This window comes from Paenibacillus massiliensis subsp. panacisoli DSM 21345 (assembly GCF_000426545.1).
Taxonomy (GTDB): Bacteria; Bacillota; Bacilli; order Paenibacillales; family Paenibacillaceae; genus Paenibacillus; species Paenibacillus panacisoli.
The window spans coordinates 124,624-136,734 of sequence record NZ_AUFO01000018.1 but is presented as its reverse complement, the minus strand read 5'-3'; the positions used below and the strand labels follow the sequence as shown (position 1 = coordinate 136,734).

Here is a 12,111-nt window from a genome sequence, read left to right as displayed (position 1 = left end):
CGTTATATAAATGAAATGAAGAAAGTGGATATAGTTCAGTGTGGTAAAAAAGTCTGGATAAAGTGAGGCGTCATCCCTTGTGAGTTGATTTCTACTTTTTTATAAAGTGTATCCATATAGAAATTTTGAGAAATAAAAGCCGGATTAAGTGATAATACACAGCTTCCTTTTTGCCATGTAAAGCTCAGCGCCGAAAGGACACTCGTGCACAAATCAATGAAATGTAATTGTATTCATGTGATGAAGGGAATAGTGAAATGAGTAAAACAAGCGAACAAGTACTGCAACAGGAAGTCGACAAACGACGGACCTTTGCCATTATCTCTCACCCGGATGCGGGGAAGACGACGCTCACGGAGAAGCTTCTCCTGTTCGGCGGCGCGATTCGTGAGGCAGGTTCCGTCAAGGCACGCAAAGCCAGCAAGCATGCAACGAGTGACTGGATGGAGATCGAGAAGCAACGGGGGATCTCTGTAACCTCCTCCGTGATGCAATTCGACTATAATGGTCACCGGATTAACATTTTGGACACGCCGGGTCACCAAGACTTCAGTGAGGACACTTATCGGACACTGACAGCTGCGGATAGCGCAGTCATGTTGATTGACGTTGCAAAGGGTGTAGAGGCCCAGACGATCAAGCTATTCCAGGTATGTGCCAAGCGCGGGATTCCCATTTTCACCTTTATTAACAAGCTAGACCGTGAAGGACGTAGCCCCTTCGATCTGATGGAGGAGCTGGAGCAGGTATTGGGCATTCGCTCGGTACCGATGAACTGGCCAATTGGTATGGGACGTGAGCTATGTGGCGTATATGATCGTACATTAAATCAGGTTGAGCTGTTCCAGGGCGACGATCATTCCAAGATCAAGGTAGAGAAGGTTGATGGCTATAACGATCCTGTGATCCGCGAGATGGCAGGAGAATTCCATCATGACCAGCTTTGCCAGGATCTTGAGCTGCTGGACATCGCAGGCGACCAGTTTGATATGGAGAAGGTACAGCGTGGTGAGCTGACACCGGTCTTTTTTGGCAGTGCCATCAATAATTTCGGCGTACAGACCTTCCTGGAGAACTTCCTGAATCTCGCACCGAAGCCAGAGCCACGTCGCAGTACAGCTGGCTTGATCGAGCCGACGAATGAGAAATTCAGCGGGTATGTCTTCAAAATTCAAGCCAATATGAATCCAGCCCACCGGGATCGTGTAGCGTTCCTGCGGATCGTATCGGGTGTCTTTCAGCGTGGGATGAGCGTGAAGCATGTCCGTGTGGGTAAGGAAATCAAGCTCTCGCAGCCACAGCAATTCCTTGCACAGGACCGTGATATTGTGCAGGAGGCCTATCCTGGAGATATTATCGGCCTCTTCGATCCAGGCATCTTCCGTATCGGCGATTCGCTTAGTCAGGGCAGTGAGGTTGTCTTCGATGAGCTGCCGACGTTCTCGCCAGAGATTTTTGCCAAGGTGACGGTCAAGAACGCACTTAAGCATAAGCAATATCAGAAGGGAATCGATCAACTGACCGAGGAGGGCACCATTCAGGTGTTCAACACGGTAAGCTTCGACGATACCATTCTGGGCGTAGTAGGACAGCTGCAATTTGAGGTGTTCGAATATCGGATGAAGGGCGAGTATGGCGTGGATGTACAGCTACAGCGCATGCCGTTCCAATTTGCTCGCTGGATTGTGGATGATCAGATTGATCCAAGTAAATTCCGTATCAATTCCACACTAGTGAAGGATAAAAAAGGGAACTACGTTGTGCTGTTCGAGAATGAATATGCTATGCGAACTGCAATGGAGAAAAATCCGAATGCGAAGTTCCTGGAGACGGCCCCTTAAGCTATTCGTGAATGTATACGTATTATGAGTGCTCAGTCTACATGAATTCTCGAATGCGATATAATCTGAGTGCAATATGATAACATATATACACTTGAGGCCTGTTCAAAGTCCAAGTAGAACAAGCCGGCTGACTGTCTTATGACAGTGCCGGCTTGTTCGTGTACTGTGAGCCACCAATCAGGAATCAGGATAGCTTGGGAGGCTGAACTCCCTGTAAATGATGATGCAGGATCTGCACCAGCTCCTGGCGCTGAGACGGGTTGATGTCCTTCCAGATCATCTCGAAAACAGCACCGAGGCCGGGCAGGGCAGCCTCCGGACCATCCACCGATCCCTCAATCATCTCGGTCAGGCCTTGTTCTGATTCACCATGCACTTTGTGAACGATAGCTTGTCGCAAATCGAGTGTAATGGGCATTGTGATCCTCCTGATAGGTTAGATTCAAGTACCTTGTCCTAGTGTGGCCTGCCGGAAGGGATGGTATGCAAATAAGGAATCCAGGTATGCTATACTTAGGCATAGTATGAATTCGGGAGGCCAAGCGACAAATGGCAAAAAAACAATATGCTATTATCGGCATGGGGCGATTCGGCTCCAGCGTCGCATACGCGTTAAGCGATATGGGCTACGATGTACTAGCGATCGATGCCAATGAACAGCGAATACAGGAGGTCTCCGAAATGGTGACCCATGCCGTTTCGGCAGATTCAACGGATGAGGAAGCCTTGCGGGCGCTGGGTATTCGTAATTTTGATGTCGTCGTGGTGGCGATTGGTGAGGATATTCAGGCGAGTATTTTGACGACACTGATACTGAAGGATATGGGGGTACCCGTACTCCTGGCCAAAGCGAAGAATGAACTGCATGGCAAGGTGCTGCAAAAAATTGGTGCGGACAAGGTAATCTATCCGGAACGGGACATGGGACTACGGGTAGCTCATCATCTGACCTCGCCGAATATTCTGGACTATATTGAGCTGTCTGAAGACTACAGTATATTTGAGATGCAGGCTCCGCGCTTCATGATTGGCAGGAATCTGAAGGAGCTGGATATCCGGGCCAGATATGGTTGTAATGTACTGGGTATTCGGCGTGAGAAGGAGATGAATATCTCTCCGCATCCGGAGGACCTGATTCAGACAGGAGATGTGCTGATTATTGTCGGGCACAAAAATGATCTTGTCCGACTGGAGCAGGCGTTTCCTGAGTAGACGAACAAGGTACCATTTGAAGATTGGGTATGAAGATACTTTTATGAATGCATTTACATGGGTGAAGGTGCAGAGACATGGTACATAAATATACATGGATATGATTGTATACCTGTATGCTCATGTAACTGCATAAATATACAGTTGGTAAGATACTAGGTGGCAGGGGAGAATCCCCGTTAGTGTCTTATTCGTGTCTTGAGCAAAATATCGAGGGTAGACATTATGAGTGTAAAAGGATTGTGGTCAAGATATGGATATTATTTCGCCAAGCAACTCCCGGGTCAAAGGCTGGGCCCAGTTGCTGGACAAGAAGCATCGCAGCAAGCAAGGCAAGTATCTGATCGAGGGCATACATCTTGTGATGGAAGCCCTGCAGGCAAATGCGGATATTGAATGTGTAGCGTACGATATGGAACGCGGTATCCCAAGGGAATTGTCAGAATTAGGATCATTGCCCGATGCTCCGGAATGGATTGCGGTATCGGCAGCCGTGATTGCCAAATGTACAGAGGCCAAGACACCACAGCCAGTATTTGCAGTTGTTCGCAAAGAGACTACGACTGTGGACAGCTTGTGGGAGAAGCCGAACAGTATCGTCATCGTACTGGATGGGGTGCAGGACCCGGGGAATGTAGGGACGATTATTCGTAGTGCAGATGCAGCAGGTGCGGCAGGGGTTGTCCTGGGGCAAGGCTGTGCTGATCTGTACAATCCCAAGACAATCCGCTCGACGATGGGCTCGATGTTCCATATCCCAGTCGTGGAAGGAGAACTGACGGAGCTGCTGCCAGCAGCCAAACGCCACGGGGCACAGATAATCTCCACAGCACTGGATGCCACACATTCTTGCTACACGTATGACTTTGGCGGCCCGGTCTGGATGCTCATTGGTAGTGAAGGTCAGGGGGTATCTGTGGAGGCTTCGGAACTGGTCGATGAATCGATTCGAATTCCGATGGTTGGTCAGGCCGAATCGCTGAATGCGGCTATGGCAGCAACGATCGTGCTCTTTGAGGCGATGAGACAGAGGAATTTTTAATCAATCAATAGTTTTGTCCTATTGTCAGTTATGACGTAACTCTGGACAAATTATATGATAAATCTGGATAGATTGTGATGTGAAAGTGAACCGGAAAACCCTTGCTATGCAAGGGTTTTTTGCTTTTTGGTAAAAGTGAGACAGCCATAAAACTTGATTGATTAATCCAACCATTCTTCACTTAGAATAGATTTAATAGCTGAAATTTTTGCTTCTCCCAGTCTAAGAACAATCTGTTGTTCAAGTTCCAGTTTAAATGCTAACAACTGATGATTGTAGTCCCTACCTTTTTGTGTAATTGTTACATTTCGATCGCGCTGGTTCGCTTTTGTATCTGTCGTAGCAATCATGTCCTGAGCCAGCAAGCCTTGGATACTCTTATGCGTACCTTGACGAGAAATATGAATGCGCCTACTGATCTCGGAAATTGACATCGGTTCATGCCGTTCGAGAATAGACAAAATGTGGGTCTCAGTCTTGTTTAGGCGATTTCCATCCAGCTCGCCAACAGCCCTTCTCAAGGCTAGATGCTTCTCACTAATGAGATCGATTAGGTTTAAATCTGGATAAATGTTCTCCACTATGCTCCTCCTACACTACTCCTGATAATAATATATAGCTGTTATGGAATATTGTCAACTAGGTTGACAATGAAGGATGCTGGTGATACTGTAAACCACGTAAATCTAAGACAATTTAGAGAGGATAGGTTTCTGGAAATGGGAAGAAATAAGAAGGAGAGCTTTATTTTCACACTGATTATGTGCGTATTGATGGTACTTGGAATGTCTATTTACAATTTGCTGTTGTTGAACGGATTCTCCAATTCTTTTTTCAAAGATTTAGTCATTGGATATGTGCCAGCATTCTTAGTCGCGTTAGTATTAGATGTCTTTGTTGTTGGAAAGCTGGCTAAGAGCGTCGCGCATAAGTTCATCAAACCAGCTGATCCGATGTTCAAACGAGTAATGCTGATTTCATTCTGTATGGTAAGTTCCATGGTTCTTCTGATGTCTTTCTATGGAGCTGTCGTTCATGTGGGCTTTACGGCCGATTTATTTCATGCCTATTTGAAATCCGTTCTGCAAAATTTTATTTGTGCCCTTCCGTTGCAATTTCTTATTGTCGGCCCCTTGACTCGAATTATTTTTATGAGGTTTTACCCACCAGTTGCTGTACCAACAACATAGCTGCATATGCTTTGCAAGCCATGATCACACATCTACAGTTTTCATCTAGCGTGTGCAGGAAGGTCGGATTAGTAAGAGGTGAAATGATCCGACCTTCCACTTAGCTAGCGTTCTTTTTCTTCTTGTGAACAGCACTTACATTGCGGTTTGTTATGTATGGGTTGTTTCGGCATGTGATATGTAGCCCAAAGTTGTGAATTTTTTACAGTAAAATCTAAGTTTTATAAAGTGGCTATAGAGAAGGAATTTGTTACATTATTTATGTAATCGCTTTCATTAGAATTGTGAAGGAGGGATAAGTGTCCAATTAAAAGTTAATAGATAGCGATTATGACATGAGCACGGAACAAACATTACTTGAATGCCACCATCAGGGATAGACAGACAAATTCTCAAATCGAAGAGGAGGGCAATTCAATGAAATCGAAAAAAATGAAGTTATTTGTCACGATGCTGCTCGGTTTTGCGATGATTCTACCCACAGCCAATGTGCAGGCTGCAACGACGATTACGTCCAATGAGATTTCAACCCATGACGGCTATGACTATGAATTTTGGAAGGATAATGGTGGGTCTGGAAGCATGACGCTTAATAGCGGCGGCACCTTTAGTGCGCAGTGGAACAATATCAACAATATTTTGTTCCGTAAAGGCAAGAAATTCGACGAGACCAAGACGCATCAGCAACTTGGCAATATCGCGATTAATTATGGCGCCACCTTTCAGCCGAACGGCAATTCGTATCTTACAGTCTATGGATGGGTGGTAGACCCACTCGTCGAATACTACATTGTTGATAGCTGGGGCACATACCGTCCTACAGGAAGCTATAAAGGGTCTGTCAGTATAGACGGAGGGACCTATGACATCTATGAGACGACGAGGGTTAATCAGCCTTCGATTAAAGGTGTAACAACCTTCAAACAGTATTGGAGTGTCCGAACCTCAAAAAGAACAAGTGGGACGATATCAGTGAGCGAGCATTTCAAAGCGTGGGAAAGCCGCGGCATGCCGATGGGCAAGATGTATGAAGTAGCTTTGACTGTAGAGGGATATCAAAGTAGCGGCTCGGCCAATGTATACAGCAATACACTTACGATTGGAGGCAGCTCTGGTGGCGGTACGACTCCTCCAGTTAGTGCTACGAGAATCGAAGCGGAGAATATGACCAAGAGCGGTCAATATACGGGGAATATCAGCTCTCCATTCAACGGGGTTGCTTTATACGCCAACAATGACTCAGTGAAATTCATCCAGAATTTTGCAAGTGGTACACATAACTTTTCGCTGCGCGGTGCATCAAGTACCTCCAATATGGCCAGAGTGGATCTGAAGATCGGTGGACAGACGAAGGGCACCTTCTACTACGGAGGAAGTAACCCTGCAGTCTACACGTTGAACAACATCAGTCACGGAACGGGCAACCAAGAGATTGAACTAGTGGTCACAGCTGATGATGGCACGTGGGATGCCTTGATTGACTATTTGGACATCCATTAATCGTGGGCATCAAATGATGTTGTAATTCAAAGTAGCAGGCAATGCATTTGTGGATACTAAAATAATGGACTTGATATGTATTAAATCAGATCCCGGTGGGCTTGTTCCACTGGGATTTTGGCATGAATATAGGGAAATACGCATATTTATAGACTTCGCTACTTACCAGGGATGAATGATTTCTGGTCTACACAAAAATTTTACAAAAGAAATTTTAAAATTTGATTGCTTTTTGAGTTTCGTTTTGATAGCATACAGAAGTGTGATTTGGAAAGTTAATATTCAAGGAAGCATGCTTCGCTCATTCGCGATTGTGATTGAATGCTGGTATGCTCAAAATATATCTGGATCTTTCCAAGCAGATAATTGTTTTGACCACTTCTTGAGTACAGGAAGTTAAGGCCATACGGACAGCCGGGTCAAATGCCGATTGGCAACTTTTGGTTGCCTTATTGATTGAGTTAAAAGCTCAAATTTTATAAGTTGGTTACTTTACAACCAGTGCATCTGCACATCAACTTGTGAAACGGTCAATAAGAGTGATAAAGGCGAATTATTTGCTATATAGACTCTGATCCTACTCAAAGATATATTTTGAATATTAAGAAGAGCTTTCTGCCGTAATGTCGAATGACTGTTATGGCTGTGTATGTGCATGACCTCATGTCATGGACATGTTATGCTTCATTAATATTTGTATATATCTTAAGCAAGTGTTGTGCGCGAATGCTGCGTTTTGCACTTGCTTTTTTTGTTGCTTTTTTTGGTGATAATTGTAAATTAGACAACGAATGTATTGGTGAAAAATTACTTGGATTAAGGAGAGATGGACATGGGAAAAGCGCTTATTATCGGATGTGGCGGCGTTGCATCAGTAGCCATTCATAAATGCGTTCAAAACAGTGAGGTATTCGAGGAGATTTGTATCGCAAGTCGGACAAAATCGAAATGCGACGACCTGAAGGCAAAATTGGATGGCGGCAAAACCAAAATTTCGACGGCGCAAGTCGACGCCAACAATGTGGACGAGCTGATTGCTCTGATCGAAGATTTCAAACCGGACGTTGTAATGAACCTGGCTCTGCCATATCAGGATTTGACAATCATGGACGCTTGCCTTGCGACCAAGACGAATTATATGGATACAGCGAACTATGAGCCGGAAGATACGGCAAAATTCGAATACAGCTGGCAGTGGGAATACCGTGAACGCTTCAAGGAAGCTGGCATTACAGCACTGCTGGGTAGCGGATTCGATCCAGGTGTAACCGGCGTCTTCTCCGCGTATGCCCTGAAGCACCATTTTGACGAAATTGAATATATAGATATTCTGGACTGCAATGCAGGGGACCACGGCTATCCGTTCGCTACGAACTTTAACCCTGAGATCAACATTCGTGAAGTATCCGCTAACGGAAGATATTGGGAGAATGGCGAGTGGATTGAAACGGCACCAATGGAGATCAAGCGCGTGTATGACTTCCCAGAAGTTGGGGAGAAGGATATGTACCTGCTGTACCATGAGGAGCTGGAGTCTCTGGCTGCCAACATTCCAGGCTTGAAACGGATTCGCTTCTTCATGACGTTCGGTCAAAGCTACCTGACGCACCTCAAATGTCTGGAGAATGTAGGAATGACCTCCATCGAGCCAATTGAATTCGAAGGCAAGCAAATCATTCCGCTGCAATTCCTGAAGGCAGTACTGCCAGATCCGTCTTCGCTCGGACCTCGTACAAAGGGCAAGACGAATATCGGTTGTATTTTCCGCGGTAAGAAAGACGGCAAAGAAAAGACATATTATGTATACAATGTCTGCGATCATGAAGAATGCTACAAGGAAGTGGGCTCCCAAGCGGTGGCCTACACGACTGGTGTGCCAGCGATGATCGGGGCAATGATGCTGATGACAGGCGAATGGGATGCTAAAGGCGTATACAACATTGAAGAGTTCAATCCAGATCCATTTATGGACGCGCTGAACAAATGGGGACTTCCGTGGAAGGAGAGCTTCGATCCGAAGCTAGTGGACTAATATGAAGTTTGAGGAATTGCCAACACCCTGCTATGTGGTAGACGAGGGACTGTTGGAGAAAAATCTGAAAATTCTACGCGGTGTCATGGAACGTACAGGCTGCAAGATCGTGCTGGCACAAAAAGCCTTCTCCATGACAACGATGTACCCCCTGATTGGTGAGTATCTGAGCGGTACGACAGCAAGCGGCCTGTATGAGGCGCGTCTTGGCTATGAAGAGATGGGGAAAGAGAATCATATCTTCTCCCCGGCGTATCGTGAGGATGAGATTGATGAGATCATCGAGATCTGCGATCACATTATCTTCAACTCCTTCTCCCAATTGGAGCGCTTCAAGGATCGTGCTCTGAAGGGCGGCAGAAGCATCGGACTGCGCATCAATCCGGAATGCTCCACACAAGAGGGGCATGCGATCTATGATCCATGCTCTCCTGGCTCCCGCTTCGGCGTGACGCTGGAGCATTTCCGTCCAGAGCAGCTGGAGGGCGTAGAGGGTCTGCATTTCCATACGCACTGCCAGCAGAACTCGGATGACCTAGAGACAACCCTGAATGCGGTCGAGGAGAAGTTCGGTCCATGGCTTAGTCAAATGAAATGGATCAATTTCGGTGGCGGACATCATATTACCAGAGAGGATTATGATATCGCACGCCTTGAGAAATGCATCAAGCGCATGCAGGAAGTATATGGTCTGGAAGTCTATCTGGAGCCTGGCGAAGCGATTGCTCTGAACGCAGGCTATCTGGTGACTACGGTGCTGGATACACTGCAAAATGGTATTGATATTGCGGTACTGGATACGTCCGCATGCTGTCATATGCCGGATGTTCTGGAAATGCCTTACCGCCCGCCGCTGTTCGGATCTGGCGAGGTCGGTGAGAAGCCGCATTTGTACCGTCTTGGGGGACAGACTTGCTTGACTGGCGATATCATTGGCGACTATTCATTCGATCAACCACTGAAGAGTGGTGACCGTCTGACCTTCGGGGATATGGCGATCTATACGATGGTGAAGAATACGACATTCAACGGAATGGCATTGCCAGCCATTGCTGTGCAGCGCAAGGACGGAGATTGTGAAGTCGTACGCCAATTCGGTTATAATGATTTCAAGATGAGACTGGCTTAATCTGACCAAGTAGCAGACGTTGTATCATCCTGATCATATACCGTTTCATAAGCTAGGGTACTGCAATGCAACCACGCACTAGTAATATAGATTTGAACACGAGAGGGGTGTCCTAACAGGGCGCCCCTTTTCGTCGATTCAACCCCGATATATAGCCGCTGTTCTCGACCACGCCCTCGTATTCTGATGCTGATCATGTGAAAGTGTAATCTCTTGATGCTGCCTCTCATCATGCAAGGCTGGACAAATGTACATTAGATGGCGATACTTGAAATGAGCAGGGATATATACATAGAAGGTGAGTAGATATATCATGTACACACATGTGTTGATTTATGACGGGTATGTAAGCTTTGAAATTATGCTGGCCACCTACTTGATGAAGACCAAAGGAAACATGGTTACGGTCGGTCTAACGAAGGAGCCTGTGAGATCTTATGAGGATTTGGTGGTCATGCCGTCAACTAGCCTGGAAGAGATCAACGCGGCAGAGATTGATCTATTGATCATACCCGGAGGGGACACTAGCGCATTGCTAGAGCATACACGACTGGCAGCGCTTGTTCAGGAGTTGGACAAGCAGGAGAAGTTCATTGCAGCCATCTGTTCGGCTACAGATCTGCTACAGCACTATGGAATACTGGAGGGCAGACATGCTGTAACGAATGCTGCTACCCATATTGAAGATCTGGTCAGGGTGGATCGCAACCTAATTACAGCAAGAGCGAACGGCTATGCGGACTTTGCCATTGAGCTCGGCCGCATGCTGAACATCTACAAGGACGAGGCCGATCTGGAGGAGACCATTCAGTATTTCAAATGTTATCGAAATGGATAGATTACCATGAGGAAAAGGAAAATAGGAATAAGTTAACTCTCTTGCATGTCAGGAGGGTTTTTTTGGCATGTGCATTGCACTATGTTAGCCGTATTAATGTCTTGATTATTACATTTTTGTAATCACAATAAGAATAAATGTAAATTAATAAAATCGGATTATGGAGGAATTTATGAAGGGTGATAAAGTAGGAGAGTAGCTAGAAAGGCTTATTAGGTTTGGCTTTTTCGTTAAATATATACGCAGTGGTTTTGAAAAAGTTGTGCTAATGCGAATAAAAAATAGTAATTTTTATTAAGATTGACAAGCTAATAGTAAATATATTAACATGTACATGGTTACAAAATATTAACTTATTCATTGCCGAATTTCATCATTGAAAACGGGGGAACCAGTGTGGGTGAATTATTCTCGTATACAGGGAATATAGGGAACCTTTAACCGAATCCTTAAGCTAACTCCGTAGGCATCAAAGGAGGAACTACGTTCGTGAAAAAAGTCATCTTGTCCCTGCTCGGAGCGGCTGTTCTTTTTACAGGTACTGCTGCAAGTACATATGCCAGTGAGGCAAAATTGGTTCAGGAGGTCTCCCAAGTAAAGGGGACTCCGTATAAATATGGAGGAACGACCTCCTCCGGGTTCGATTGCTCAGGTTTCGTAAGATACGTATTCAACCAGTTCAATCTGAGCCTCCCGCGCACCTCGGCACTTCAGGCGAAGCAAGGGGAGGTCGTTGCCAAGAGCAATCTGCGTCCAGGAGATCTGGTATTCTTCAACACGAACGGTCGCGGCATTTCGCATGCAGGTATATATGTAGGAAATAATAAGTTTGCACATTCTTCAAGCAGCAAAGGTGTGACCGTCAGTAAGCTGTCCGACTCCTATTACAGCAAGCGCTATGTGACGGCTAGACGTGTAGTTAGCGAGACCAGCTATCAGAAGATGGTAGCTATGAACTAAGGCTTGGAATCATTCGAGACTCACAGCGAAGCCGCTGTGGGTCTTTTTTTGTGCACACCCAACTTGAGTAATTCATATTTTGCTCTAATGCAAAAGGGAATATTTGCCGATAAAGAGTAGAAGTGTTTTTTTATTTTTGTTGTAAGCAGAGCTTAACTGTGAGTAAATGCAGAGCAACAGAATCTATTTCATGACGTATTTATAAAGGGATAAAGCCTCGGTCTGACAGGTATAGATCGCGAACGATCATTTAGGTATGTTGCAACTGAGCAGATGAAATAGATTCGAAAATAAGGATTTTAAAGGGTGGTATGATGAAGAATCAACGATTGAGAAAGATTGCAGCTTCGATGTTATCACTGAC

11 protein-coding genes and 1 riboswitch are annotated in these 12,111 nt (G+C 45.5%); of the genes, 9 read left to right on the top strand and 2 right to left on the bottom strand.

All coding sequences use genetic code 11. The annotated features are described in order from the left end of the window. Nucleotides 1–257: 257 nt before the first annotated feature. A complete protein-coding gene (locus tag K331_RS0115610) occupies nucleotides 258–1,841 on the top strand; it encodes a peptide chain release factor 3 (protein WP_028591021.1) in 1,584 nt (527 codons plus the stop codon). A 187-nt stretch (nucleotides 1,842–2,028) separates the two neighbouring features. Here K331_RS0115610 and K331_RS0115605 read toward each other — a convergent pair whose 3' ends face one another. After that, nucleotides 2,029–2,262 (bottom strand): small acid-soluble spore protein SspI, encoded by a 234-nt coding sequence (locus K331_RS0115605; RefSeq protein ID WP_025676912.1) that lies wholly within the window; start codon nucleotides 2,260–2,262, stop codon nucleotides 2,029–2,031. Nucleotides 2,263–2,393: 131 nt separating this feature from the next. Here K331_RS0115605 and K331_RS0115600 point away from each other — a divergent pair, with 131 nt between their 5' ends. Beyond that, on the top strand, nucleotides 2,394–3,056 hold the full coding sequence (locus K331_RS0115600; protein WP_028591020.1) for a potassium channel family protein: 663 nt from the start codon (nucleotides 2,394–2,396) through the stop codon (nucleotides 3,054–3,056). A gap of 253 nt (nucleotides 3,057–3,309) precedes the next feature. Next, complete coding sequence (locus K331_RS0115595) at nucleotides 3,310–4,098, top strand: TrmH family RNA methyltransferase (protein ID WP_028591019.1); 789 nt, start codon at nucleotides 3,310–3,312, stop codon at nucleotides 4,096–4,098. 161 nt (nucleotides 4,099–4,259) lie between these two features. On the opposite strand, the gene K331_RS0115590 is transcribed toward K331_RS0115595, so the two are convergent. Continuing rightward, entirely contained in the window at nucleotides 4,260–4,679 is a 420-nt protein-coding gene (locus tag K331_RS0115590) for a MarR family winged helix-turn-helix transcriptional regulator (RefSeq protein WP_028591018.1), read from the bottom strand. A 138-nt stretch (nucleotides 4,680–4,817) separates the two neighbouring features. On the opposite strand from K331_RS0115590, the gene K331_RS0115585 reads away from it, so the two are divergent. From K331_RS0115585 to K331_RS0115560, 6 genes are all read left to right on the top strand, one after another. Further along, the gene (locus tag K331_RS0115585; RefSeq protein ID WP_028591017.1) at nucleotides 4,818–5,288 is read left to right on the top strand and encodes a DUF2798 domain-containing protein; all 471 of its coding nucleotides are present in this window, start codon (nucleotides 4,818–4,820) and stop codon (nucleotides 5,286–5,288) included. A 417-nt stretch (nucleotides 5,289–5,705) separates the two neighbouring features. Beyond that, the gene (locus tag K331_RS0115580; RefSeq protein ID WP_028591016.1) at nucleotides 5,706–6,788 is read left to right on the top strand and encodes a glycoside hydrolase family 11 protein; all 1,083 of its coding nucleotides are present in this window, start codon (nucleotides 5,706–5,708) and stop codon (nucleotides 6,786–6,788) included. A gap of 832 nt (nucleotides 6,789–7,620) precedes the next feature. Next, the gene (locus tag K331_RS0115575) at nucleotides 7,621–8,820 is read left to right on the top strand and encodes a saccharopine dehydrogenase family protein (RefSeq protein WP_028591015.1); all 1,200 of its coding nucleotides are present in this window, start codon (nucleotides 7,621–7,623) and stop codon (nucleotides 8,818–8,820) included. Between the two features lies 1 nt (nucleotide 8,821). Next, complete coding sequence (gene nspC, locus K331_RS0115570; RefSeq protein ID WP_028591014.1) at nucleotides 8,822–9,949, top strand: carboxynorspermidine decarboxylase; 1,128 nt, start codon at nucleotides 8,822–8,824, stop codon at nucleotides 9,947–9,949. A 313-nt stretch (nucleotides 9,950–10,262) separates the two neighbouring features. Then, the gene (locus K331_RS0115565; protein WP_028591013.1) at nucleotides 10,263–10,787 is read left to right on the top strand and encodes a DJ-1/PfpI family protein; all 525 of its coding nucleotides are present in this window, start codon (nucleotides 10,263–10,265) and stop codon (nucleotides 10,785–10,787) included. Between the two features lie 351 nt (nucleotides 10,788–11,138). Further along, a riboswitch (cyclic di-AMP (ydaO/yuaA leader) is annotated at nucleotides 11,139–11,271 on the top strand. A 5-nt stretch (nucleotides 11,272–11,276) separates the two neighbouring features. Further along, a complete protein-coding gene (locus K331_RS0115560; protein ID WP_025680226.1) occupies nucleotides 11,277–11,747 on the top strand; it encodes a C40 family peptidase in 471 nt (156 codons plus the stop codon). Nucleotides 11,748–12,111: the final 364 nt, after the last annotated feature.

Excerpts from the sequence above, each read along its gene's own strand:
- K331_RS0115610 (WP_028591021.1), top strand. The coding sequence starts at position 258 with ATGAGTAAAACAAGCGAACAAGTACTGCAACAGGAAGTCGACAAACGA.
- K331_RS0115580 (WP_028591016.1), top strand. The coding sequence starts at position 5,706 with ATGAAATCGAAAAAAATGAAGTTATTTGTCACGATGCTGCTCGGTTTT.
- nspC (WP_028591014.1), top strand. The coding sequence starts at position 8,822 with ATGAAGTTTGAGGAATTGCCAACACCCTGCTATGTGGTAGACGAGGGA.
- K331_RS0115565 (WP_028591013.1), top strand. The coding sequence starts at position 10,263 with ATGTACACACATGTGTTGATTTATGACGGGTATGTAAGCTTTGAAATT.
- K331_RS0115600 (WP_028591020.1), top strand. The coding sequence starts at position 2,394 with ATGGCAAAAAAACAATATGCTATTATCGGCATGGGGCGATTCGGCTCC.
- K331_RS0115585 (WP_028591017.1), top strand. The coding sequence starts at position 4,818 with ATGGGAAGAAATAAGAAGGAGAGCTTTATTTTCACACTGATTATGTGC.
- K331_RS0115575 (WP_028591015.1), top strand. The coding sequence starts at position 7,621 with ATGGGAAAAGCGCTTATTATCGGATGTGGCGGCGTTGCATCAGTAGCC.
- K331_RS0115595 (WP_028591019.1), top strand. The coding sequence starts at position 3,310 with ATGGATATTATTTCGCCAAGCAACTCCCGGGTCAAAGGCTGGGCCCAG.
- K331_RS0115605 (WP_025676912.1), bottom strand. The coding sequence starts at position 2,262 with ATGCCCATTACACTCGATTTGCGACAAGCTATCGTTCACAAAGTGCAT.